This window comes from Streptomyces sp. CBMA152 (genome assembly GCF_014596475.1).
Taxonomy (GTDB): domain Bacteria; phylum Actinomycetota; class Actinomycetes; order Streptomycetales; family Streptomycetaceae; genus Streptomyces.
This window is the reverse complement of the sequence record NZ_MECJ01000014.1, coordinates 93,566-116,408: the sequence shown is the minus strand read 5'-3', so window position 1 is coordinate 116,408 and position 22,843 is coordinate 93,566. Positions and strand designations below refer to the sequence as shown.

Below are 22,843 nucleotides of genomic sequence, written 5' to 3'. Positions count from 1 at the left end.
CGGTGAAGCCCCGGTGAGGGCCTCCTCTGGCAAGCGATCTTGACCGATTGACAAGCAGTCTTGACGGCCGGTGGATCAGTGCTCATCGTCTCCGTCGACGTCGTCGAGCGGCTGCACCAGGGCGGGTACGGCGTGCGCGCAGTGTCGCGCGCCGTTCTCCGAGACAGTGCCGTCCGGGATCGTGGCGCCTGGCGGACGGTGGCTGGCGCGTTGTCCCGCGGACGGACGTCCTGCCCTGGCGATCGCGGACATCGACCTCGACTCGAAGGACGAGGACATCACCATGGCCATTCGCCATGCCCGTCCGTGGCGCCGCTCGGCCCGAGCCGGGCGCTACGACGAGCGGCTCCCAGTCGGCGACCCCCGCACAACGTTCTGAGACCGCCCAGATGCCGGCCCCGCCCGGACTCATGGAACCGGGCACCGTCGCCGTCAGGTATCCCGCCGATTCAGCGGCAGTTGCCGTGCTGACATGACCGAGAAGCTGCAGATCGCGTAACGCTGTCGGCGACAGCAAGCCTGCCGAGTTACCGACGGCAAGGGGGTCTGTCCAGCACTGCAGGCGGTCGGCGCGTGTGGTGCCGGCCATCCTTGACGGCGGTTGCCAGTGCGAGGTGGCGGCCGGTACGCCGGTGAGGCGGGGACCAACGGCGTGCCGTCAGGCGAGCAGAGTGCGAATCACCGTGCGCAGGACGGCCGGGTCGTCATCCGCGCTGCCGGCGCCGACGAGGCGGTCGAAGACGAGCCCGTCGACGCAAGCGACCAGAACAGCTGCCCGCCGCGCGGGATCGGGAACGCCGACGCGTGCCAACAGGCCGGCCACTTCGGCCCGTACGGACGCGCCGCTCGCCCTCAGGACCTCCCGCAGTTCGGGTCGCCGAGTGGCCTCCATGGAGAGTTCGAAGCGGGCGAGTTGCCGGTCACGGCCGCTCGTCAGCCAGCTTTCGACGACTGCGGCGGCAGCGTCGGCCAGATCGTCCGGATCGGCGATGGGAGCCAACTGCAGCTCGGCTGCAGTGAGTTCGGCGAGCCGTTCCACCGCCGCCTGCAGCAGCGCCTGTCGGGTGCGGAAGTAGTAGCTCGTGGTGCCCTCGGGCAGGCCAGCGAAGCGGTCGACGGCCCGGTGGGTCAGTCCGCGCATGCCTTCGCGAGCGAGCGTGGCGATCGCCGCGTCGGCCAGCTCCTGCCGACGGTCCAGTAGATCTTGTTTGCGAGTCACTCTACAAGTGTAGTAATTTTTGGCTCTACAGACGTAGAGGGGGCGGTTGTGGGAGCCACTGGACATCGGGACGCCATCGTCGTGGGCGGCGGCATCGGCGGGTTGGCCACGGCGATCGGCCTGAGCCGCAGAGGCTGGCAGGTCCAGGTGCTCGAACGCGCAGCCGAGTTCCGTGAGGTGGGCGCCGGGATCTCGCTGTGGCCGAACGCCCTGCGGGCGTTGGACGCGCTGGGGCTGGGAGCGCAGGTCAGGCAGCACGCACTGGCCGACACCGGCGCGGGCATCCGCAACCCGAAGGGTGCCTGGCTGTCGCGGACCGACACCCGGGCGATGGAGAGCCGCTACGGGCAACTCACCGTCCTGCACCGGGCCGAGCTGCTCGACATCCTTTGCGCCGCCCTTCCGGAGCAGGTGCTGCGGCCCGGAGTGGCCGTACGACGGGTGCGGCCGGACGGCACTGTCGTCCACGACGGCGGAGAGCTTCACGCGGACCTGGTGGTAGGGGCCGACGGCATCCGCAGCGTCGTGCGCCGCTCACTGTGGCCGGACGCTCCTGGCCCCCGATACGCGGGCTACACCACCTGGCGGGTGGTCACCGGCCCGGTGCCGATCGGCGCGGGCGGCGAGACCTGGGGCCGGGGCGAGCGCTTCGGGTTCGTACCGCTGCCGGACGGCCGCGTCTACGCATTCGGCGTCGCCACCGTCCCCGAGGGCGGCACCGGCGATGGACTGGCCGAGCTGCGACGCCGCTTCGGCACCTGGCACGATCCGATTCCGGCCGTGCTCGCGGCTGCCGACGAGTCAGCGGTTCTGCGCCACGACGTCCACTCGCTTTCGCCGCTGCCGACTTACGTGTCCGGGCGAGTCGCCCTGATCGGGGACGCCGCTCATGCCATGACCCCGAACCTCGGCCAGGGCGCGTGCCAGGCCCTGGAAGACGCAGTCGAACTCGCCGCCGCGCTCGACAGCAGCGGCGGGCTCGGCGCCTACGACCTCGCGCGTCGCCCGCGCACCCAGATGATCGCCCGGCGCGCGGACCGCATCGGCACTGTCGCCCAATTGTCCTCGCCGCTCGCCGCCGGACTCCGAGACCTGGCACTGCGCCTGACCCCGGCAAGCGCCTCGTTGCGCTCGCTCGCCCCCGTACTCGACTGGGGGCCCCGATGAACGAGAAAGACCACAGTCGCCCCGTCACCCATCGGGCTCCGGGCATACGCGGTACTCAACTCGCCAACTGAACCGCTCAGTCACACCCCGGCATGGAAGCTGCCGGGGACCAGCCGTCTCGCGGTCACGCCCTACGGCGTATGCACGCCCTGCGCCCGGTAGAGCTCCACCAGAGCCTCCATCCCAGTCAGGCCTGCGTCGAGCCCGAGTTGCCGGACCCAGTCGTCGACCTGCTCCTGGCGCTCGGCGGTGACTCGCAGGTCCAGGGCGGGATTGGCACGGAAGGTGCCACCGAACGAAGGACCGGCCTGAGGGATCTGCTTCAGTTGGCCGCCAGGTTGGAGTAGGCGGGCAACCTGCCCGTCCGCGACAAGGTGGAGTTCCCGCGGCTGCGGTACCAGAGCGGTGTCGATGTCCGCGATACGGGCCAGTTCCGTGACGACGTCGTGGTCGACAGCGGCGTTGAGAAGGCTGTCGAGCACGTCGATCAGGTCCGGCACGGGGTACTGGTATTCATGTGGGATCCCGACCACGTTGGCGTATCGCCGGACTCGGGAGACGACATCGATGGTGACACTCGCGACCGGGGCGACGGCAGAGGAGTAGTAGATGTCGGGGAGCGTGACCGTCACAACGGCTTCGACTGGGTGCTTGAGCGAGGAACCACTGACGGCCTGCCACACAAGCCGGGCCGTACGAGACCTGTTGTGGCCCAGCCGCCGGAATCCCATGAACTGGTCGAACGCCCCGTGCCCGAGCTTGAGTAGAGCACCGGGCAGGGCCGAGGCGGTTAGCGCCTGCGCGAGCGCGCCGACGGACCGCTCCGACAGCGGGCGCCAGGTGCCCGCTTCTCCCGTGGGGAGGGCGACGCCTGTGCGGAGGATGAAGTCCTCGGTCGGGCGTCCCTCATTGTCCGTGTTCAGGTGCGGGTCCAGGATGTTGTGGCTCATGGACAGCACTCCTGCGGCCGACGCCTCCCGGGCGAGCCGGAGCAGCCGGTCACGATCTGCCGTGGAGTTCTGTCCACTGAGCCGGATCGGCGCCTTCAGGTCGATCAGAAGGGGCCGGGGAGCGACGTTGGCGTCTACCCGGATGACCACCACGCTGAGCCCGGACTGGTCGCCGAAGGGGACCGGGATGAAAGTCGGTTCCCAGGGCGGGTCGAACCTCTCGCTACAGGCACTCGCGATCTTGTCGATCGTTGCCTGGGCGTCGACGCCGACCACGCGCTCGGAGCCCGGCTCGACCTTGTCGGCGATGCCCACCATGATCAGGCCGCCGTAGGTATTGGCCATCGCCGCGATCGTCTTCACCAAGCTGGAGGAGTACTCGCGCTTGAACTCAAGCGTCAGGCTTTCCACCTGGTCCGGACGTGCGGCCAGAGCACGGATGCGCTCGATCGTCAGATCCGCCGCCGACGCGGCCCACAAGGAGTTGCTCATCTGCTCAAGTTCCTCCAACCTGCCTTTCTCCGCCGCGAGTTATCGCTCAGGGGAATGCGACTTCGGATGAGGGGCTATGCGCCCGCCGGGGATAGAGATCAGCCACCGGGGTCCTCTGTCCACAGGCCGGTCCGGGTCTGCTGATCACATGACTGATGCCGATGCACAGCGCGCCGCCCGGACACGCGCCAAGATCATGGATGGCCTCACCCGCGCGGAGCGCGCCCCGTCCACCCGGCCTGCGCCGAAATCCGCGCGTGCCCGGATGAAATTCCTCCTCACGCGTGCCAAGGGCTCCACACAGGCTGTCGCGGAGCGCCTGGGCATCTCGCGGCGCACTGTGGAGCGGCTCCGCTCCGGCGCCATCACCAAGCCGCAGCAGCGCCTCCAGACCGCCTTGGCGAAGGAGACCGAGGCGAGTGGCAACCGCAGCTCAAGCACAAGCAAGGCACCGTGCGGCGACCTCCGCAGGGCTCGTCATCTCGTGCCGTGCGTACTTCGGATTCGGCCCGCTGGAGTGGCTCAAGATCTCGTTTTAGCCACGCACAATTCGAGCCTGTTGTAGACCTCGTGATGAGCCGAAGCACGATAGTTGTCACCAAGGCAGGCGTGCTGTCACAAGGGCCACCGGGCGCGTGATTGCTGAGCAGCGTTCTGGGCCACTGTGCAGTCTCAGCTGTCTACGCCGGCTTCCCACTTGCGTCGGCGCAGCACGTGCTCGCTGAAGAGGTGTCGGCTCCGGTCGAGCAGTTCACCCACCTCCGCGTCGCCGTGCCGCTCGTCTGGTGACGGATGCCAGCGCTGCACTGATTGTCCGGCCCAGGTGCGCAGCTTCATGTCCGGGTCCCCGAGCAGACCGACCGCCGCCCGTAGCGCCATGATGCCGCCGCGGGCGTCGAGCAGCCGGAATGCGCCGACGCGGACGTGCCGCGGCCGCTCGGAGCTGGTGCGCTCCAGTAGCCAGTCGGCGGGTAGTTTCTGGACTGAGGGCAGCAGAGCGGCGGCGGACTCGCGGACGACCCCGGCGGCAGGGTCGTCGAGGAGCGGCCACAGCTGCTTCGTATCCGCGCGGTCCAGTGCCCGCAGCCCTGCGACCGCTCGCGCCCGTACCCCGGCCGCCGGGTGCACGAGCAGCGGCCACAGCAGCCCGGCGTCCGCGCGGTTACCGCACTCGGCCAGCCCGATGACCGCACCGGGCGGCAACTCGGGGTCGTCCGGTGCCGTGCACCGCTCCCGGTACCAGGCCGCCGCGTCACCTCCCTGCTGTCGTACGACGTACCGGGCGCAAGCACGCACGAGCGCGGAACGGTCGCTGAGAAACGGCTCGGCCTGATCTCACCGCCCCGCTCGCCTCAGCGCGGTGACGCCGGCCGAACGGGTACGCGGGTTGCGGGCGGACAGCAGTGGGGGCAGCACACCCTCGTAGGCATCCTCATCCCCCAAGAGCCGTGAGCGCCGCTGTGGCACACAGGTCCTGGACCACGGTGTCCTGGTCCCGGGCGGCCGCGCGGGCCGGCTCAGCGGGACGGAGCAGTCGGCCTTCGATGGCCAGCCGGTAGGCGAACCGCCGGACGATGCGGTCGGGGTCAGCGAAGAGAACAGCGAGCTGCCCGTGGGATGCCTGGCACAGGATGTGGCCGAGCGCATCGACGCCGAAGGCGCCTCTGTCGCGGCGGCCGACGCGGAGGATGAGCGGCGCGAGGTCGAGGGCAGAGTCCACGTTCAGCGCCTCGCGCAGCAGCCGCCGGGCGTGCTCGCGCACCGGGCCGACCCAGTCGGTGCAGCGAATCACGACCAACGGCAGCGGGCCGGGGTAGGGGACCGACTGGCGCAGCGCCTGCTGACGGATCCTCCCGTCGCGGTGGCAGAGGGCGAGCGCGAGCCGGGACTCACCGAGCTGAGTGAGGTCGGCGGGCAGTGGGGCGGAGTCCCGGCGTCTCAGATACCTCGCGCCCTCTCCGTCCACACGGCGTACGACCAGATCAGAGCGGCCTGGACGGCGATCGGGATCCCATTGCTAACCGGCCAGCGCCAGCGCGCTTCTGGCGGAGGGAGGAGCCCATCTCCCCGGCGCCTCGGTCCACGGCAGCTGCGACGACCGGTTCGTCAGTACCCGGCTCCAGCGGCCCTCCACGGCGATACCGTGGTGACACACACCGGAGATGACAGCCCAGGAGCCCCGGATGAGCGAGCAGCCGGCCCGCGTGCCCGACCGCCAGCCCCTCGATGAGCGCGCCGCCGCTTCCGCCCGTGCGTACGCGGCCGACCAGCGCGCGCGAGTCGACGTCCTCGCCTCGGTACTGGAGGACATCGCCGCCAACGGCTACCCGTCCCCGGAGACAGGCGTGCTGTGGGAGGAAGCCCGCGACGCCCACCTGGACCGCCTCGCTGGTGAGCAGCCCCGTGTCGCCTGACCACGCCCCGCGCCGCTCCCAGGTCGTCCTGGTGGAGCCCGCCCTGAGCCAACTGGCGAAGCTCACGGCGAGCGAGACACACCGTCTGGACCGCGCGATCGTCGCGATCAGCGTCAACCCCGAGCTGGGCACTCCGGTGCCCGACACCCTGCTGCGCGACTACGTCGACGATATCGACGGGGTCCGCGTCATCTACTACGTCACGGCCCTTCGACAGATCACGATCGTCGCGTACGTCGAAGCCTGAATACGGCAGCAGCGCCTCAGATCCGATTGGGTCCGGGGCACTGCCGTGTCCGCTGCACGAGAGGCTGCTGCTGGTGGTTCGAACTGCCAGAGAGCGATGACATTTCGAAGGCCGGCCCCAGGCGCCGCAAGGCTGCTGCTCGGGTAGGCCGGCCGTGCTTTGCAGTCACGCGGGCAATACCAAGGTGGCTAAAGCGGCAGTGCGTGGCCTGTTGATGCGGCACCGTAGGGGCACGCTGTCGAAGAAGGACTTCACTCCCCTGTGGCTGGAGATCTACCGCCGCAAGGAAGGTCTGGACTCTGTCCCTGAATACATGGTGGTGATCTGTAACTTCGGCTCCTGGGACGTGGTCTACGCCGAGAGCACACCGGCGATGATCAACATGAAGGCTCGGTGGGCCCCTGCGATCCAGGCCGTTGCTGTGACCGAACTCCTTGGGTGACCTTGAGTACGGCGGGTCCTCCTCCAGCCTCGCAGACTTGGTTCGGCAGGCCCTTTCCCGGAACTGATCCGGCTACGCCTCAGGTAGAGCAGTCCGCTGCGGAGGCCTCTGCCAGCGCTCTTCGGCACGATTCGCATCGCCCTCTACTGCCACCGATGGGTCACGCGCACGATGACACCGTGATCCTTCCTTCCGCCCATGGCCACCTTCACGGACGCCGAGGTAGCCGCTGACGTGCAATCGCACACAGAGCTCATCGACAGACGGACGGCGAGCAGCAGGCTGTCGGCATCGAACAGGTCGGCCAGGACGCGGTAATGCCGCTGCCCGTCCAGCATGGCTCTCCGCATGATCCTGCGCCACGCGGACTGGACCCCGCCGAGGCTGAACTGACGGGCCGGGGGCGGCGGTTAGCGAGTTGTTAGCCCCATCTGTAACCCTCGTATTGCGAAGGGGGCGCGCCCGCAGGGGCCACCGAGTCTGTCGTGCTCACAACTGACGACTCGGTCGGCTGTCTGCCTGTTCCCCCTTGCTGCTCCTCGATCGAGGTCACGGTTCCCCGGCCGGCGCCGGCCGGGAAACCAGCAGCAGGAGGCGGCTTGACCGGCTGCCCCCTGCGGTCTTCGCCCCCGACCAGGGCGAGGGCGGAAAGTTGCACATCAGAAATGGGGATCACTGATATGTCACGTCTGCGTTTTGCGGGAACCGTGTCCACCGCGCTGGCCGTCGCGGCGGGCGCGATGCTCTTCGCCGCTCCGTCCGCGAGCGCCGCGAGCAGCTGCCACGCCTACAACCGGAACGACGGCGCCGGTGTGGGCTGGTGCGACCACGAGAACGGCCGCTGGCGGGTGCACGGCTACTGCGCCAACGTCGGCGGTGTGCGCGGCCCGTACACCGGCACTGAGGGCGGCCGCTCGATGGGCAAGGAGTGGGCCTCGATCCTGGACTGCGGCATGGGTGGCGGCGCGGTCAACATGTGGGTCGAGACGTACGGCTGACCTGCGGCCGGTCCGGGGCTGACCCAGCTGTGCCAGGACCGGCTACGCGTCCGCATCGGACGCCGGGGAATGGGCATGCACCGCACGGCGCATGTCCATTCCCCGTTTTCCCGCCGCACCCCATCCACCTCCTCAACCCATGCGGTAATCGCATATCTGATACGGTTATGGCATGGGACTGGAGGAGTCGCTGAGGCTGACGGTGGCCGCGTTGATGCAGGTGACCGGGGAGTCGCAGACGGATGTCGCGGCGGCGCTGGGGCTCTCGCAGACGCAGGTGTCACGGCGTCAGTCGGGGGCGACCGCCTGGAGTCTGCGGGACTGTGACGTGCTGGCCGAGCACTACGGTATCGGCGCGCTCGACGTACTCGCCGGGCCGACCCGGGCGTGCGAGGCGCTGCCGGTGGCACACCGTGTCGCCAACGCGCATGTCAGCGGCAACGGTAACGGTGCGAAGAACGGGGCCGGGGCGTGAGCGACTTCGACGCCATCGACTCGCTGCTCGCCGAGGTCGGCCCCGAGGCCGTGCTGCCCGAGCCCGCCGAGCGGATCCGGCTGCGTGAGCAGGCCCGGCTGTCCAAGACCCAGGTCGCCCGCGCGCTGGGCGTGAGCCCGAGTACGGTCACCGGCTGGGAGACGGGCCGCGAGCCGTCGGGCGAGGTGCGTACCCGGTACGCGTATCTCTTGGACGGCCTGCGCGCCAAGCTCGATACGACGGCCGAGCCGACCACAGCCGAGGCCGAAGAGCCGGAGGACTCCCCGGCCGATGTCGTACCGGCTGACGCCGATCTCGACGACGACGTCGAAGTCCTCGCCACCCCCGAGCCCTGCGTCCTGTGCGGCCACCCCGCCCGCACCCGCGTGGCCGGTTTCGCCCAGCACCTCGACCCGGCCGACTGCCGGACGGAACCCGAACCGGCACCGCAGGCGCCCCAGTCGAAGGCCCCCGCGGCTCCGGCAACCCACCCCCGACCGTCGTCGGCCAAGCCCCCCAAACCCCCCACCCGCCGCGCCTTCCAGGACCAGCCCGACGCGACCCACCTCATCGCCGAGGCCGTCCAGGCAGCCCTCGCCGAGCACAAGGGCGACATCGACGCGGCCACGGCCGCGCTGCTGCGGCGGGCAATCCCGGATGCCATGCGGCTGTTGGACGACACCCGCAAGGGCGCCCGTTACGACATCATCGCCCACCCCTGGATCCCCGACATCCTGCGCAAGCAGACAGCGAAGGGCGCCGACCAGATCTGGGAGGCGCGTCCCAAGTGGACCCGCCACGAGCTGCCGCCCGGCCGCCACGAGGTGACCGCGCTCGACATCAACGGCGCCTACCTCTCCGCGCTCAAGACCCATCTGCCGCTGGGCCAGTTGGAGCACTCGGCGGGCTTCGAGCACGACCGCCGCCGGGCCGGCGTGCACCTGATCACCCCGCCGGAGTGGGAGCACGACGCGGTGCTGCCGAACCCGATCGGCAACCGCGACGAGCCCGGCCCCCTCTGGGTCACCGAGCCGACCCTGCGTCTTCTGCTGCGCCTGTCCGGCCCCAAGTACGGCCTGTGCGACCCGCCCGAGATCCACGAGTCGTACACCTCGGGCGCGACGGAGAACCTGCTGGAGAAGTTCCGTATCGCCCTCAAGGACGCCCGCGAGGCGGCACTCGCCGACGACGACGAGGTGACACTGGAGTACGTGAAGGCGATGTACTCCAAGTTCGTCTCGACGATGGGCGAGTCGAACTACAACCGCGAGCTGTACCGTCCGGACTGGATGCACATCATCCGCTCGCAGGCCTTCGCCAACCTCTGGATGAAGGCGTACAAGGCGCACGACGAGGGCCTGACCGTCGTACGGGCGATGGGCACCGACGAGCTCCACGTCATCGGCGACTGGCGCCAGGTGTTCGCGGAGGGCCGTGGCGTGACCGAGGTCAAGCTGAAGGACGTGTACGACGTGGGCCAGGCCGAGGGCGACCAGGACCAGGCGTCGCAGGAAGAGGACTGAAATGCCCGAGCGCACCCATGAGTTCGGCCTGTTCGGCGCCCGTGGCTACAAGGGCAGCGAGCTCGTCTTCCGCACCCTCGACGACCTCGCGGGCGGCATCGCGACCCCCGTCACCGTCAGGCGCGGCCTGCTCGCCCGCCTGCACTATCTGACGCGTACACCGCATGCCCGCCAGGCCGCCCGCGAGGCGGGCCTTACGGTCACCGAACGCACCCTCAAGGCGTGGCTCGACGAGAAGCGCCGGCCGACCCCCGCGAACCTGGACCGCATCGACACGGCGTACTGGACGGTCCGCCGTCAGAACGTCGCCCGCCACCTGCTCAAACGCCTCAACTCCCGAGGCGGTACGCGCGTCGAGCTGCACCCCCTCAACCAGTCCCAGGTCGACCGCCCGCGCCAGCGGATCGTCGAGTACCGCACGATGAACGTACGCCGCTGGGACCGCATCGTGGAGTGCTGGGCGAAGGGCGACACCCAGGGCCTGGACGACGAGTGGACCACCGTCATCGAGGACCTGGGCTCGAACTGGGGCCAGTACGAGTACGTGACGAACGTGGGGTTCGCGGCCTGAAACCGCAGAGCTCTAGAGCTCCTCCCCGGACAGCAGCGGTTCGAAGGACCGATAGGCGTCGTAGTTCCGGAAGTGCCGGGTGTACAGCTCGGACCCGTCACCCAGTTCGGGGTCCGAGACCTCGTTGACGTCCACGACGTGGAGCAGCTTCCAGGTGACGGTCTCGCCGAGCTCGTTCTCGTAACGCGTCTCAAGGCGCTTGCCGTGGGCAAGCGCCTTGTCGCGGGCCTCGTCCTCGTCCTGTGCCGTCAGCAGGACGAAGTTCTCCTGATAGAGGGGAGCCTGGTCCTCGGCTGTGGTCGAGGCCGCGCACAGCAGGACGGCGACGAAAAGGCTCATCTCCCCGGCCACCTTCGCCTTACTTCTTGAACCGGTTGTCGTTCAACAGTTTCCAGGCAGTCTTGCAGGACGCGTCGCCGCAGCCCTTGATGTACCCGAGGGTGTCGCCGTAGTGCTGCCCGGGGAACACCGATCGGATGGAGCCCTTGCGGCAGCGCGAGATGAAGTTGGTCGCGATCTCCCCGAGGTTGTCGTTGGCGGCGCAGACGTCTTCGGCGACGACTGCCGTGGCCGAAGACGCGGACGCGGTCGCTGTCGCGGAGACGCCGGTGAGCGCGGCGACCGCGACGAAAGCCGCCGCCACCGCCCCTCGCACACGTACCGCCGTCGACGTCAGCAATTGGCCATCTTCCCGTACGCGATCCACACTTCGCCCTTGTTGTTGAGGCTCACGTTGCCGCTCTTGTGCAGATACGTGTAGGTGCCCCGGTACTTCCTGAGCTCGCCGAACTGCGACTCCAGGGTCATGTACGGCGAATCGATCTTCCAGTCCCCGGAGTACTTCGCGTACACGCCGTCGGTCCCGTCCGTACCGCTCGCCCAGCATGCGCGCGAGCCCGAGTACAGGACGAGATTGCCGTCGTACTGCATCTCGAAGCGGTAGCCGCCGTTGCGCAGGCACTGCCCGGGGAGCATCCGGTCGTCGAACGAGGTGCCGATGCCCTTGCAATCGGCGGCCCGGGCGGCCGAAGGGGCGTGCGCGGGGGCGGGGGCGGCGGACACCGGCCCCGCGGACGAGGTGACGGTCGCCAGGAGACCCGCGAAGGCGAAGACGCACGTACGGGAGAGATTCCGCATGCGGTGCCGGTGCTGCATGGGGTGCCTTTCTGCTCTGCTCTGTTCGGCCGTGTTCAGCTCAGCTCCCCGCGACAAGGCGCCATCGTGCACGGGGAGTAACGACAAAACTACTTCAAGTCACCGGTCGGCACCAGTCCCCCGACCGTGTACTCCCTTTGGCTGGTACTCCCTTGAGTGACCAGCGGTTCGGCGGTCTGCGAATATCGTGCACACAGCAACGTCGTGACAGGGCGTGAACAAGTGGTACGCGGGCGGCAGTGGGGGCGTTGAGCATGCAGACGGTGTCCGAGCTCGCGGGCCAGGAGGGCTTAGCGGCGGGACTGAGCGCGGTCGTCACCTGGATCACCCTGACCGACCGCTGCCACGGCAAGGGCCGCCTGCTGGGCAGCGTCCACGCGGCGGCCCTGGCCTCGGCGGTGTGTCTGCTGATGGCGGCGGCGGCCGGCGCGGGCGCGTATCTGCTGCCGCTGGCCTCGCACTTGCCCGCCGCGACCTTCGCGCTCGTGGGCGCGGGCGTGACCCGGCGGGGCCGCAGACAGCAGGAGGGCGTGAGCGCGTTCACGACCGTACTGAGTCTGGGCGTGGCCCGTCTGCTTGTACGTCTGGAGGAGCGGCTGGCGCTCGACCGGGCGGACTGGTGCGACCGGCTGATGGAGATGGACGGCCCCAAGGACCGGTGGCGCGCCCAGCGGTTCATGGACGACGTCGCCCACCATCTGCGCGAGCGCTGGGGCGCGGACAAGACGAGGGTGAAGCACATCGAGGAGCGGTACCGGGAGGCCGTCGACGCGTTCGCGCGGTGCGCGCAGGTCGAGGCCCGTATCGACACCGCGTGCGCCGAGGACCGGGGGGAGTGGACGGGCCTGCGCGCCCGGACCGACGCCGAGAGGCACGAGAGCCGCAGGGCCCACGGCACGGCCCTGCACCACTGCAAGCTGCTGCTTCATCTGGCGCACGAGTACGGACGCCGTACGGACGACCGCGCGGCCGAACGCCTGTGGCGGGCCAGCCAGGAGGGCAACGCCGCGGTGCCGTCCCCGCGAAGGCCGTTCCTGCACCGGGTGCTGCGCGGGAGCGGGGAGCGCAGCCGGGGGTAGTGGGGCCCCGGGCCCCCGAAGGACGGACCGCATCCTCCGGACGCAGCCACGGTCGCGGTCGCGCTGAAGGAGTACGGGGCGATCCGCAGGACGATCTACACCGCGATGTCGGATCCGGTGCACCGCCGCAAGATCGCCCGGCAGCGCGGTACTCAGGGCCGGGGTAGCGGCAGGCCGGGCAGCTGCGGGTGCCGCAGGTGCTGGCCGCCGTCGTAGACGTGCAGGGTGAAGGTATCCGGGCCCGGAGCACCGGCCGCGTCGTAGGCGTCCAGGATGCGCTCAACCCGTTCCCACAGGTTCACCGGCCCGCCCTCGCGTACGCGCCAACCGCCGTCTGTCGGGGTGAGGGTGGCGGCAGAGCCGGTGACGACGTCGGCCAAGTGGACTCTCTCGCCGACGGTGACCATCTGCGCGTCGGGCACCGCGCTCTGGGCCAGGAAGCGGAGGTGGAACGCTTCCTCGGTCGCGGCGGTGATCCGCTCCGGGCTGTGCCGAGATGTCCGGGTGTTCTCCGGCAGGCACGCGGCCCAGTGGGCGGGGTTGCCGAACGCGGGGGCGGCGTGCGTGCGGGCCGACATGAACGAGACGGTGCCGGGGAGCAGTTGGCCCTCGGCGGTGCCGTCCGCCGCCACGGTGAGCAGAACTCGGGCGTAGCCGTAGAGCCAGCCCGAGAGGGTGAGCAGAATCTTCCCGCCCGGCCGGGTCTGTGCGAGCAGTGCGGGCGGGACGGCGCGAAAGGAGCAGGCGGCCACGATCCGGTCGAAGGGTGCTTCGGGCCAGTACCCGTAACTGCCCTCCGCCACCGCCAGGGTGGGGGTGTAGCCGCAGCCGTAGAGCGCGCTCGCGGCCTGCTCCAGGCGGCGGCCGTCGACCTCGATGGAGGTGATGTCGGCGGAGCCGATACGTTCGCAGGCCAGCGCGGTCGAGTAGCCGGTCCCGGTGCCGATCTCCAGGACCGTGTGCCCCTCGTGAAGGTCGGCGTCCGCCCACATCCGCAACACGAGTGAAGGCAGCGTGGACGAGGAGGTAGGTGCCCCACCGTGTCGTGCCACTGGCTGCTTCCAGTTGGGTTCGTCGCCGTCGAACTGCGTGATCAAGGTGGTGTCGGTGTACGCGGCGGTCAGCCAGCGGCCGTAGTCGAGCTCGGCGGTGACCGGCTGCCACACCGTCAGGCCGTGTCCGTCGCGCTCGTCGGCGGGCAGGTAGAAGCCGGGCACGAACCGGTGCCGGGGCACCTGCTCCACCGCCTGGAGCCAGGCGGGATCGGCGAGGGCGCCGTCCTTGGCGAGGGTCTTCGCCATCGTCTCGCGCAGCCGTACGGCGTCGGTCTCATGGTCGGCGGGCATCGTCATGGTCGGCCCCGTTCCTTCCTGCTGAGGATGTCGGCGAACGCCTCGGTGATGGCCGGTGCATCGGGCAGCCAGCCCCATTGTCCGTTTGGGTTGCACTCGATCGCGGTCCAGTGCCCGGCCTCGTCGCCGTCGCCCGTCAGGGCGAAGTCGAAGCAGCCGAAGACCAGGCCGAAGGAGGCCAGGTAGCGGTGCAGCGCGGCCTGGACGGGCGCGGGCACGGTGATGGGGGCGTGGATCAGCTCGTCCCAGTTGCCGCGGCGCCAGTCCAGGGCGCCGTCCGGCGCGGCTATCTTCTGCGCGAACACCTTGGTGCCGACCACGGTCACCCGGACGTCGCCGGTCTTGGGGATCTCGGCCTGGAAGAGGTGCGCGGTCACCGCGAGGGCGGTATCGAAGCTGTCCGGGTTCACTCGCTGGGCCCAGATCGCCCCCGTGTGCCCGTCCTCGCCCGCCGGCAGGCCGCGGAAAGGCTTGTAGATGATGTGCTCGTGCTCGGCGGCGAACTTCCGCACGGCTTCGATGTCGTTGGTGACCAGGGTCGCCGGAATCGTGAGGCCGAGCTCGGCGAACCGCCGGAGCTGGGCGGGCTTGAAGTCTGCGGCCGTCACGGCGGCGGGATGGTTCACGTACAGCGTGGTGTGCAGGTCGTTCAGGACGCCGCCGAGGCCTTGCCGGGCCTCGGCGGTGCAGAAGTCCCGCTGCTGAGCGGTCAGATGCCCGAACCGGGCGGCATAGGGGGTGGGGCGGCGGCAGTACACCGCCGCCACCTCCCCCAGCTCCACCTCCCGGCTGCCGGTGCGCAGCCGCCCATCCCAGGCAGGGCTGTCCTCGCCGATGCGGAACCCGAAGGTCAGGGCGGGTCCGATGTCGGCGGGGTCGAGGCGGACGACGGGCACCTCGCGCTCGTTCAGCGCGGCAATCACCCAGTCCGCGGTGACGTCTTCCAGCGCGGTGACGACCAGGACAGTGGAGGCGGCCATGGGTCAGTCCGACTCGTAGTCGGTGGTGTTGTCGTCCTGGGTCTGCGGCTGGGGCTTTGCCCCGTCGCCGCCTCCGGACATCGAGGCGGTACCGGTCGTCCTCGACGTGCCGTGCTTGCCCATCTCGACCATCTGACCGGCGGTGCCGGTGTAACGGGCCATCTGCGTGGACGCGTCGAGCGTCACCGTCGCGTACGACGGCGGGCCGATCGGCAGCCGGTCGGTGACCAGCCGCATCGCCCACGGAGCCCCGGGTGCAAGCGTCGCCATGCCAAAGTCCCTTCCTCTTGTGCCGGGCGTCAGCCGGACAGCTGCCGCCTGCACAGAATCGGTGCCCGACACCCGCCCTGACCAGTACCGTAGGAGTCGCGAACCGTGGCGGAAATGTCACGTTCCGTCATTGCGGGCGAGGAGGACGAGCAGCGATGGCCAGCAGATCCGGCAACCCGCACCTGGCGCTGTGGACCGCGGCGACGGGCTTGTCCCACGGGGAGATTGCCCGGCGCATCGCCGCGGCGGCCAAAGCCCAAGGTCACCGCCAGATCGCGCCCGACGCGACCCGCATCCGCCGCTGGATCGACGGTGAACGGCCCCGCCCACCAGTCCCCGTCCTGCTCGCGGAAGTCCTCTCCGAGACGACCGGTCAGCTGCTCACTCCCGGTGATCTCGGTCTGACGACCGCCGGTCCGGAGCTGGATGGTATCCAGCTCCCGCTGCTGACCGAGGCAGCTGCCCAAACCCTGGCCGGATGGACGCGGATGGACTTGTTCACGAACCGCCGCGACACCCTCAAGCTCGCCCTCGGCACCCCGCTGATCCTCGCCGCGACACGGATGCTTGGCTCCACCGCTCGAACCCTCAACGCCACGACCAGCGGCTTCGACGCGGACACCGTCACCGCACTGGAGGAGGTGACGGCCTTCTTCACCACAGCCGACGCGTCCAAGGGCGGCGGCCTGTACCGCTCGGCGATCGTCGCCCAACTCGCCGAGGTCGCCCGCCGCATCCAGGACGGCGTCCCGAAGAGCCTGAAGACCAGGGTCTTCTCGGTGACCGCCGACTTGGCGGCCCTCGCCGGATGGGTGAGCCACGACAGCGGCCGGTACCCCACCGCACAGCGGTACTGGAGTTACGGCACGTACGCGGCAGGCGAGGCCGGGCAGCCGGATCGCGGCGTGGAGATCGTCACCCGCATGTCGCACCAGATGATCTATCTCGGCCACCTGACCGACGCCCTCGGCCTCCTCGGCATCGCCGCGGCGAAGGCCAAGATGCCCGCGACGCGGGCGCTGGTCGCCTCGCAGACGGGCCGGGTCCACGCGGCCCTCGGCGACCAGCGTCAGGCCGAGCGGCACCTCGGCGCCGCCGACGAAATCGTGGCGGCCGGACTCGGCGACAACGTCCCGGACTGGGTGGCGTACTTCGACGCGGCCGAGCACGCCGGTGCCCGCGCGGTATCCGCCCGCGACCTCGCCGGACTCGACCGAGGCAGCCGTGCGGCGAGCGTCCACTTCGAGGACGCGCTCGCCCTGCGCAAGCCCGGGTTCGACCGGGTCCGGGTGATGGACCGCGTCGGCCTGGCCGCAGCCCTGTTCGACGAAGGAGAGGCCGAGCGCGGCGCCGTCGCGGCCCACCAAGCGCTCGACGCCGCCGTCCGCATCGACTCCACCCTCGTGACCTCCCGGCTCAACACCCTGCTGAACGCCGCCCGCCTGTACGACACCACCGTCGTCGACGACGTATGTACGAAGGCACGAGAACTCGCCGCCGCCCGGCCGACTACGATCGCCGCCTGAGACCATCGAGACATGGGCAAGCACTCCCGTCCCGGGCCGCCGAACCAGCCGTCGCGCGCACTGCCGGGCGTGGATGCCGACGACCCGCTCGCCGCGTACGACAAGCGGCGACGCCCGCCGATGGACATCTGGCGCAAGCACCGGCCGCTGCACGGCGGCGGCAGTCACGTACAGCCCGACGCGGCGCGGGCCCTGATCACGTGGAACGGCTTCGCCTACGAGATGGCGGGCACGGCACCGAACCTGGCCACCGCACAGCAGTGGGTGACCGAAGCTCCAGGCACCGAGACCGCAGCCAAGTAGGCGGCAATGAACTGAGTCTGGTTGCTGCGTCAGCCGACGAGCTGATCTCCGGGGTGGTCGGACAGCGCGACGGGCCGACCCCGGCCCAGCTCCTGGGGCATCGACACTGGTGGATCCCCCACCACTCTCACCCGAGCGGGAAGAGTTCCTCGACGACGCCGGGGCGCCTGGTTCGGCACCATGCACACCCACATCTACCAGGAGATCGGCGTCCCCTTCGAGAACGTCACCGTCGACCACTGGCTCGCCCTCGAAGCGGCCCAGTGGAAGCCGGAGGCGCCTGCGGCGTAAGTAGCAGCCGCCCCGCGTACCCTCGCCCCTCACCGGATCTACTTCGCCGGTGAGGGGCGAGGTGCCCCCCGGAAATCACTGGCCCTGTGGCCAGGCAAGCCGGTTATGATCACGGCAAGGCGGGGTCGTAGCACAGAGGTAGTGCGCCTACACAGCATGGAGGAGGACGCCGGTTCGAATCCGGCCGCCCCGCCCCTTCAATCCTCCGGCCCGTGGCTCATCTGTTCGCTACAGAGAGTGCAGGCACAGGCGTCTCGGGCCGCAGCAGCCGTGAAGCTGCCAGCAAGGAACTGAGCGCGGTCCCCGCCACCATGAGTCCGCTCGTGACGAACGCGCCACGCGGCGAGGCATCGACGAGGAACGGCAGGAGCAGCATCCCGGCCGTGCCCCCGGCACGGATCACGGTCTGGTCCACGGACATGAGCCGCAGCCGCTCGGCGGGGGCGAACGCGCCGAGGTGCGCCCGCAGGGTAACGCTCGTCGCGGGGGTGACCAGACCAGTCACCAGGGCGAGCAACATCAACGCGGGAAGCTGCAACATCAGTCCCATGCACGCTGTCGCGACACCCTGCACCACCCACGCGCCGCAGTACACGGGCAGCCAGCCGCCCGAACGCCGGTTACTGGCCAAGGGATTGCCCAGGAGCGCCCCGGCGCCCACAGCAGCCGTCACAAGCCCATAGACGCCCGCCCCGGCGCCGTACCGGGTGGCGAGCAGCGCGGGCATGCCCACCGCCGCCACAGCCGAGCAGAACAGCGCGACACCGTGCAGCCCGACCGCTAGCCCGACGCGAGGGTGCGCCCGCAGTACCGGCCACGCTCGGACCGCCGACCGTGCCTTGCCGGGCCGCTCGCCCGTCCCGCTACCGGCTGCCATGGCGTACCGGCGTGCCAGCCAGCCGAGCGCCACCGCCGACACCGCGAACGTGAGCCCGTTCAGCGCGAAGAGCTGGACCTCGGAGACGACGAGCAGGAGCAAGCCGATGCTCGCCGGGCCCGCGATCCGGGCAATGCGCCCTGTGAGGTCGAGCAGTCCCGTGATCTCCTGCACCTTCTCCGGCTCGACCAGGTCGGGCACCAGGGCGCCGAGGTTCGGATCGAAAAGTGCCCCGAAGGTGCCGAGCAGCAGCACCCCGACGAGCAGCAGGGCAAAGCCGTGCGCGTCCGGCGACCACAGGAACGGCAACACGACCGCCACCACTGCCCGCGCCCCGTCCACCCACGCGAGCGAGGCGAACGAGGAGAACCGGGCGACCAGCTGTCGGCCGACGCTCCCCAGCACGATGTACGGGACGGATTCGGCGACTGCGACCAGGCCCATGAGGGAAGCCGAGCCGGTCGAGGCGTACACCACCCACATGACTGCGAGCGCGTACAGCCGATCCCCGAGGACGGACAGGCTCTGCGCGAGCCACAGCACCAGTACGGGCCGCCGTCGCAACAGCAGCAGGTAGTTCATGCGTCCTCCGGGGCGGGGCCACGCCAGACCAGGAGCAGCGGCCCCGGTCGAATCGCGGCTCACCCTAGGCCCGTTGGGCAGCACGGGTAGCGGCGTTCTCGCAGACCTCACACGAACGCGGCACGCCGCCTACAGAGGCTGGCGTGCCGCGTCCGGCCGGATGCAGCTCGGGGCGCTGATTGCCCCATGCGGGAACTGCCCGTACGAGCAGGTCAGCGCCCCCAGAATGTGAGCTCGATGTGAGCCCGGGCGCCTGCGGATCGGGCGTCATGGGCCGATCGGAGGAGTCAGGCGGGACACCCCTGACCAGCCGCAACGGCATACGCCGGCATGGGGCGATGACCACCGTCACTCGTCCTCCCCGTCTCGTCCACGCGGCTGTGGGCGTACATCTGCTTGCATGGAGGGCGCTGCGCGCCCGACGGGTCCAGGCGGCGGCCAGGTGGTGTCGCTGCCGGGCGAGGCCGGCCCGGGCCGTGGGGTGCGTCCGTTCGGCGGCCGCCTGCTCGTCGGTGGCGGTGGTTTCCCCGTAGGAACTCAGGTTGCTGCCGAAGGTGCGCACGGTGCCGTCCTGCAGCTCGGCGATCTGGTCGACGAGCTCCAGCAGTTCGCGGTCGTGGGCCACGATGATCACAGTGCCGCGGTATTCGGCCATCGCCCGGCAGAGCTACTGGCGGGCGTGACGGTCGACGTTGTCGGTGGGCTCGTCAAGGGGCAGGACGCCCGGGCGGGCCAGCAGGAGCGTGGCCAGCCGCAGCAGCACCGCCTCGCCACCGGAGACCTCGCCGACGGTGTGGTCCAGGCCGATGTGCCCAAGACCCAGGCGGGCCGGGGCGACCTGGGCGTGTTCCTCCACATTCCACTGCTCGCCCAGGGCGGTGAGGTGGTGTTCGCCGGCGTCTCCGGCCTCGATGACGTGCAGGGTGGCACGAGCGTCGGCCACGCCCAGGACATCGTCCATGCGCAGGGTGGGGTCCAGCGTGGGGTTCTGGGGCGGGAAGCCGGACTTACCCGTGACCCCGACCGTGCCCGAGGTCGGCCCGTGCTGTCCGGCGATCAGCCGCAGGAGGGTGGACTCCCGCTGCCGTTGCGGTCGAGCAGGCCCGTACGGCCGTCGCCTGTGGCCCGGTGAGGTCGTGCAGGACGTGGGTGCCGTTCGGCCAGTCGAACGACAGTCCGGTGCACAGGACAGGGGCGGTGCGCATGGTTATCTCGGCGTCTCCCGCGTGCGTACCAGGCAGACAGGCAGCTCGTTTCTGAGGGTCGGCGGCAAGCACTAGTGGTGCGTGGGCGCCAGCACCCGTCCGCGTTCGTCTGCGGTGGTGGTCTCAGCTGTGGTGGGAGCCTGCGGCGCCGGAGCTCCGGTGAACAGGACCTCGACGCCCGCGTCGAGCGCGGCGGCGGCCATGGCGAGCGAGCGGATCGTCAAGTTCGCGTCACCGGACAGGATCTGGCTGACGCGGCCTGGGCTCACGCCCATTCTGGCAGCCAGTTGGCTGCGGGTGAGCCCGCGCTCCTCCAGCAGCCCGGCCAGTGAGGCGGCGACCTGCCGGGCCGCCGCGCCCGCCACTAAGTCGGCACTGCCGGGATCATCCTTGGCGAACCAGGGCATGTCAGCTCCTAGACACTCGTCGACACTCCAACTGAACTCCTGCTGAGCTCCTACTGACAGGATGCCACCTTTAGTTGGAGCTAAAAACAGGCTTCACGCGAAAGCGTCAAGAAGTAGGCCGAGAAGTAGGCCGAGATGAAGGCCGAGAAGAAGGAGTACGTACGCGCATGACCAGCACCGCAGACGACGGCGCCGACCCGGTCGACCTGCTGGTGGTGGGCGCGGGCCCGGCGGGCGTGGCGGCCGCCGTGATGGCCGCGAGCCTGCGGATGCGCGTCACGCTGGTGGAAGCGGTCGCCGTCGGCTCGAAGGTGGCGGCGATCGGGGCCCTGGAGAACGTGCCGGGCGGCTGGACGACGGGCCCGCAGCTCGCCGAGGCCTTGGTGGCGGATGTCGCGAGGCAGCGGGAGTCGGGCCGCGTCACGCTCGTGCAGGGGAGGGCGACGGCGGTGAAGGGCTACGACGACCGGGCCGAAGTAGCCCTGGCAGACGGTCAGTTGTTCACGGCGGCGACGGTGGTGGTGGCGACGGGGGTGACTACGCTGACGCCTTGGGACGTGGACTGGGTGGAGGCGGCCGAGGCCCTTCATACGTCGCCGCTGTGGCGATCCACCCCCGAGGAGGTCGCGGCTCGCGAGGTGGTGGTCTTGGGCGCGGACCGCCCGCTGGGAACGTGGCTGCGCGCCCACCCGCACGCGGACGCCCGCTTCCGCGTACTCCACCCGGCCCATGACACGTACAAGACGGCCGAGGTCGAAGACGACCCCAGGGTGCGCTTCGACCTGGTGGAGAGGGTCGAGATCGCCGCGCGCCGGGGCGGCGGTTACGACATCACGGCGTACGCCCCGGACGGTACAAGTCACCCGACCATCACCGCCGACGCCCTGCTCGCGAACCTGGGCAGCAAACCGGCCGCGCTCCCCGGCCTGGTCACCGGCCCGGACGGCTACTGCCCACCGCACGCCCAGCACCCGCGCGTCCTGGTGGCCGGCGACCTAAAGGGCGCCCGGATGCAGCGCATCGCGGTGGCCCTGGGCGACGGCGGCAGGGCGGCGCTCACCCCGTACTACGGCTCGCTGGGGACGGCTCCAGGTCTCTTCAGACCGTGACGGGCAGTTCCTTGAGGGCGTGGGAGCGGAACGAGGTGCGCCAGGCGGGCCGTTCCGCCGAGGCGGCCAGGGTGAGGCGCGGGAAGCGGCGCAACAGGGTGTCGAGGGCGATCTGTATTTCCATACGGGCCAGGGGTGCGCCGAGGCAGTAGTGCATGCCCTGTCCGAGGGCGAGGTGGGCGGTGTCGGCGCGGTGGATGTCGAAGCGGTCGGGATCGGGGTAGCGGTCGGGGTCGCGGTGGGCGGAGGCGAGGCACAGCAGCACGGTGTCGCCGGCGGGGACGGTGGTTCCGGCGATCTCGATGTCGGAGGTGGGGAAGCGCCGGATGGCCATGTGGTTGGGGTGGGCGTAACGCAGGAGTTCCTCGACGGCCTGGGATATGAGTCCGGGGTCGGCCCGCAGCGCCGCCAACTGCTCAGGATGCTGAAAGAGCGTCAACATGCCGCCGCTGATGAGGTGTTGGCTGTTCTCGCTCCCGGCCATGAGGATGAGGAAGGCGAGGGAGACGAGTTCGTCCTCGGTGAGCCGGTCGTCCTCGTCGCGGGCGGCGATGAGCCCGGAGAGCAGGTCGGCGCCGGGGTCGGCCCGGCGGGCGGCCACGAGGCCGAGCAGGTACTCATGAATCCCGCCGATCGCCGCGGCGAGCTCCTCGCGGCCGGGCGGCGCGAGCATGGTGGTGACCCACCCCGAGAAGTCGCGCCGCTCCTGCTCGGGGATGTCGAAGAGATCCCCGATGACGGCGAGGGGGAGGGGGTTGGAGAACGCGCTGACGAGGTCGGCATACGGGTCGGAAGCGATCCGCTTCTCCAGCCCGTCGGCGAGGCGCTCGGCGGCGGCACGCACTTGGCCGCGCAGGGTCTCGACATGCCGCGGGGTGAACGCCTTGGAGACGAGACGGCGCAGCCGCAGGTGGTCGTCCGGATCGATGTTCAAGAGGTTGGCGTCCAGCGCGGGCGGCAGCTGGAATCCGGTGTAACCCCCGCGAGCATGCGCCTTGTTGACGGACAGCCGAGGGTCACTGAGCCCGGCGCGGACGTCCGCCTCACGTAGGACGAGCCAGACGGGGGAGCCGTCGGGGAGTGCGATGCGGTGGATGGGGGCTTGGGCGCGGAGTCGTCGGTACGTGGCGTACGGATCGGTGGAGTGCGAGGGGTGGTCGAACGGGCGGGGCAGGGAGTCGGCAGAGGCCGCAGAGGTCATGGGAAGTC

At 70.1% G+C, this 22,843-nt stretch carries 28 protein-coding genes and 1 tRNA gene; 14 read left to right on the top strand and 15 right to left on the bottom strand.

Annotation, left to right across the window (positions count from 1 at the left end):
- Window positions 1–658: 658 nt before the first annotated feature.
- The gene (locus BG418_RS13325) at window positions 659–1,219 is read right to left on the bottom strand and encodes a TetR family transcriptional regulator C-terminal domain-containing protein (RefSeq protein WP_317453641.1); all 561 of its coding nucleotides are present in this window, start codon (window positions 1,217–1,219) and stop codon (window positions 659–661) included.
- A 48-nt stretch (window positions 1,220–1,267) separates the two neighbouring features.
- Between BG418_RS13325 and BG418_RS13320 the strand changes: the two genes are divergently transcribed.
- The gene (locus BG418_RS13320; RefSeq protein WP_188274017.1) at window positions 1,268–2,386 is read left to right on the top strand and encodes an FAD-dependent monooxygenase; all 1,119 of its coding nucleotides are present in this window, start codon (window positions 1,268–1,270) and stop codon (window positions 2,384–2,386) included.
- Window positions 2,387–2,517: 131 nt separating this feature from the next.
- On the opposite strand, the gene BG418_RS39855 is transcribed toward BG418_RS13320, so the two are convergent.
- The gene (locus BG418_RS39855) at window positions 2,518–3,828 is read right to left on the bottom strand and encodes a helix-turn-helix domain-containing protein (protein ID WP_223184764.1); all 1,311 of its coding nucleotides are present in this window, start codon (window positions 3,826–3,828) and stop codon (window positions 2,518–2,520) included.
- 148 nt (window positions 3,829–3,976) lie between these two features.
- Between BG418_RS39855 and BG418_RS13305 the strand changes: the two genes are divergently transcribed.
- Window positions 3,977–4,393 carry a helix-turn-helix domain-containing protein gene (locus tag BG418_RS13305; protein WP_188274016.1) on the top strand — a complete coding sequence of 139 codons (417 nt, stop codon included), beginning with the start codon at window positions 3,977–3,979 and terminating at the stop codon, window positions 4,391–4,393.
- Window positions 4,394–4,500: 107 nt separating this feature from the next.
- On the opposite strand, the gene BG418_RS40860 is transcribed toward BG418_RS13305, so the two are convergent.
- The gene (locus BG418_RS40860) at window positions 4,501–5,124 is read right to left on the bottom strand and encodes a hypothetical protein (RefSeq protein ID WP_317453640.1); all 624 of its coding nucleotides are present in this window, start codon (window positions 5,122–5,124) and stop codon (window positions 4,501–4,503) included.
- A gap of 136 nt (window positions 5,125–5,260) precedes the next feature.
- Window positions 5,261–5,794 (bottom strand): hypothetical protein, encoded by a 534-nt coding sequence (locus BG418_RS40855; RefSeq protein ID WP_317453639.1) that lies wholly within the window; start codon window positions 5,792–5,794, stop codon window positions 5,261–5,263.
- 217 nt (window positions 5,795–6,011) lie between these two features.
- On the opposite strand from BG418_RS40855, the gene BG418_RS13295 reads away from it, so the two are divergent.
- The 3 genes from BG418_RS13295 to BG418_RS13285 all read left to right on the top strand — a co-directional run bounded on the left by BG418_RS13295 (window position 6,012) and on the right by BG418_RS13285 (window position 6,931).
- Window positions 6,012–6,242: a hypothetical protein gene (locus BG418_RS13295; protein ID WP_188274015.1), complete on the top strand. Its 231-nt coding sequence runs from the start codon at window positions 6,012–6,014 to the stop codon at window positions 6,240–6,242.
- The gene (locus BG418_RS13290; protein WP_188274014.1) at window positions 6,232–6,489 is read left to right on the top strand and encodes a hypothetical protein; all 258 of its coding nucleotides are present in this window, start codon (window positions 6,232–6,234) and stop codon (window positions 6,487–6,489) included. The genes BG418_RS13295 and BG418_RS13290 overlap by 11 nt, the downstream gene beginning before the upstream one ends.
- A gap of 184 nt (window positions 6,490–6,673) precedes the next feature.
- On the top strand, window positions 6,674–6,931 hold the full coding sequence (locus BG418_RS13285; RefSeq protein WP_188274013.1) for a hypothetical protein: 258 nt from the start codon (window positions 6,674–6,676) through the stop codon (window positions 6,929–6,931).
- 143 nt (window positions 6,932–7,074) lie between these two features.
- Here the strand turns inward: BG418_RS13285 and BG418_RS13280 are convergent, their stop codons facing one another.
- On the bottom strand, window positions 7,075–7,269 hold the full coding sequence (locus BG418_RS13280; RefSeq protein ID WP_188274012.1) for a hypothetical protein: 195 nt from the start codon (window positions 7,267–7,269) through the stop codon (window positions 7,075–7,077).
- Window positions 7,270–7,611: 342 nt separating this feature from the next.
- Here BG418_RS13280 and BG418_RS13275 point away from each other — a divergent pair, with 342 nt between their 5' ends.
- From BG418_RS13275 to BG418_RS13260, 4 genes are all read left to right on the top strand, one after another.
- Window positions 7,612–7,929, top strand: coding sequence for a hypothetical protein (locus BG418_RS13275; RefSeq protein WP_188274011.1), 318 nt, complete (start codon window positions 7,612–7,614; stop codon window positions 7,927–7,929).
- Between the two features lie 172 nt (window positions 7,930–8,101).
- Complete coding sequence (locus BG418_RS13270; protein ID WP_188274010.1) at window positions 8,102–8,404, top strand: helix-turn-helix transcriptional regulator; 303 nt, start codon at window positions 8,102–8,104, stop codon at window positions 8,402–8,404.
- Entirely contained in the window at window positions 8,401–9,927 is a 1,527-nt protein-coding gene (locus tag BG418_RS13265; RefSeq protein ID WP_188274009.1) for a helix-turn-helix transcriptional regulator, read from the top strand. The genes BG418_RS13270 and BG418_RS13265 overlap by 4 nt, the downstream gene beginning before the upstream one ends.
- A 1-nt stretch (window position 9,928) precedes the next feature.
- Window positions 9,929–10,498 carry a transcriptional regulator gene (locus BG418_RS13260; RefSeq protein ID WP_188274008.1) on the top strand — a complete coding sequence of 190 codons (570 nt, stop codon included), beginning with the start codon at window positions 9,929–9,931 and terminating at the stop codon, window positions 10,496–10,498.
- A 12-nt stretch (window positions 10,499–10,510) separates the two neighbouring features.
- On the opposite strand, the gene BG418_RS13255 is transcribed toward BG418_RS13260, so the two are convergent.
- The 3 genes from BG418_RS13255 to BG418_RS13245 are packed head-to-tail and all read right to left on the bottom strand — an operon-like array spanning window position 10,511 to window position 11,653.
- Entirely contained in the window at window positions 10,511–10,837 is a 327-nt protein-coding gene (locus tag BG418_RS13255) for a DUF4288 domain-containing protein (protein ID WP_188274007.1), read from the bottom strand.
- 19 nt (window positions 10,838–10,856) lie between these two features.
- Window positions 10,857–11,177, bottom strand: coding sequence for a hypothetical protein (locus BG418_RS13250; RefSeq protein ID WP_188274006.1), 321 nt, complete (start codon window positions 11,175–11,177; stop codon window positions 10,857–10,859).
- Entirely contained in the window at window positions 11,171–11,653 is a 483-nt protein-coding gene (locus tag BG418_RS13245) for a hypothetical protein (protein ID WP_188274005.1), read from the bottom strand. The genes BG418_RS13250 and BG418_RS13245 overlap by 7 nt, the downstream gene beginning before the upstream one ends.
- Before the next feature lie 254 nt (window positions 11,654–11,907).
- Between BG418_RS13245 and BG418_RS13240 the strand changes: the two genes are divergently transcribed.
- Window positions 11,908–12,732 (top strand): hypothetical protein, encoded by an 825-nt coding sequence (locus BG418_RS13240; protein ID WP_188274004.1) that lies wholly within the window; start codon window positions 11,908–11,910, stop codon window positions 12,730–12,732.
- Window positions 12,733–12,884: 152 nt separating this feature from the next.
- Here the strand turns inward: BG418_RS13240 and tgmC are convergent, their stop codons facing one another.
- From tgmC to BG418_RS13225, 3 genes are read right to left on the bottom strand one after another with little or no spacing between them, the layout of a single operon-like run.
- Complete coding sequence (gene tgmC, locus BG418_RS13235; RefSeq protein WP_188274003.1) at window positions 12,885–14,084, bottom strand: ATP-grasp peptide maturase system methyltransferase; 1,200 nt, start codon at window positions 14,082–14,084, stop codon at window positions 12,885–12,887.
- The gene (tgmB, locus tag BG418_RS13230) at window positions 14,081–15,064 is read right to left on the bottom strand and encodes an ATP-grasp ribosomal peptide maturase (protein ID WP_188274002.1); all 984 of its coding nucleotides are present in this window, start codon (window positions 15,062–15,064) and stop codon (window positions 14,081–14,083) included. The genes tgmC and tgmB overlap by 4 nt, the downstream gene beginning before the upstream one ends.
- Window positions 15,065–15,067: 3 nt before the next feature.
- The gene (locus BG418_RS13225) at window positions 15,068–15,334 is read right to left on the bottom strand and encodes a putative ATP-grasp-modified RiPP (protein ID WP_223184763.1); all 267 of its coding nucleotides are present in this window, start codon (window positions 15,332–15,334) and stop codon (window positions 15,068–15,070) included.
- A gap of 155 nt (window positions 15,335–15,489) precedes the next feature.
- Here BG418_RS13225 and BG418_RS13220 point away from each other — a divergent pair, with 155 nt between their 5' ends.
- The 3 genes from BG418_RS13220 to BG418_RS13210 all read left to right on the top strand — a co-directional run bounded on the left by BG418_RS13220 (window position 15,490) and on the right by BG418_RS13210 (window position 17,648).
- On the top strand, window positions 15,490–16,860 hold the full coding sequence (locus BG418_RS13220) for a Tat pathway signal protein (protein ID WP_188274001.1): 1,371 nt from the start codon (window positions 15,490–15,492) through the stop codon (window positions 16,858–16,860).
- 12 nt (window positions 16,861–16,872) lie between these two features.
- Window positions 16,873–17,163 (top strand): DUF6087 family protein, encoded by a 291-nt coding sequence (locus tag BG418_RS13215; RefSeq protein ID WP_188274000.1) that lies wholly within the window; start codon window positions 16,873–16,875, stop codon window positions 17,161–17,163.
- A 410-nt stretch (window positions 17,164–17,573) separates the two neighbouring features.
- Window positions 17,574–17,648 (top strand) — tRNA-Ala (locus tag BG418_RS13210).
- Between the two features lie 23 nt (window positions 17,649–17,671).
- On the opposite strand, the gene BG418_RS13205 is transcribed toward BG418_RS13210, so the two are convergent.
- The 3 genes from BG418_RS13205 to BG418_RS13195 all read right to left on the bottom strand — a co-directional run bounded on the left by BG418_RS13205 (window position 17,672) and on the right by BG418_RS13195 (window position 20,525).
- Window positions 17,672–18,913, bottom strand: coding sequence for an MFS transporter (locus BG418_RS13205; RefSeq protein ID WP_188273999.1), 1,242 nt, complete (start codon window positions 18,911–18,913; stop codon window positions 17,672–17,674).
- 667 nt (window positions 18,914–19,580) lie between these two features.
- Entirely contained in the window at window positions 19,581–19,979 is a 399-nt protein-coding gene (locus BG418_RS39850; protein ID WP_398998630.1) for an ATP-binding cassette domain-containing protein, read from the bottom strand.
- 210 nt (window positions 19,980–20,189) lie between these two features.
- Window positions 20,190–20,525 carry a helix-turn-helix transcriptional regulator gene (locus BG418_RS13195; protein WP_188273998.1) on the bottom strand — a complete coding sequence of 112 codons (336 nt, stop codon included), beginning with the start codon at window positions 20,523–20,525 and terminating at the stop codon, window positions 20,190–20,192.
- Between the two features lie 167 nt (window positions 20,526–20,692).
- Here BG418_RS13195 and BG418_RS13190 point away from each other — a divergent pair, with 167 nt between their 5' ends.
- A complete protein-coding gene (locus BG418_RS13190; RefSeq protein WP_188273997.1) occupies window positions 20,693–21,634 on the top strand; it encodes an FAD-dependent oxidoreductase in 942 nt (313 codons plus the stop codon).
- Here BG418_RS13190 and BG418_RS13185 read toward each other — a convergent pair.
- Window positions 21,624–22,835 carry a cytochrome P450 gene (locus BG418_RS13185; RefSeq protein WP_188273996.1) on the bottom strand — a complete coding sequence of 404 codons (1,212 nt, stop codon included), beginning with the start codon at window positions 22,833–22,835 and terminating at the stop codon, window positions 21,624–21,626. The genes BG418_RS13190 and BG418_RS13185 overlap by 11 nt on opposite strands.
- Window positions 22,836–22,843: the final 8 nt, after the last annotated feature.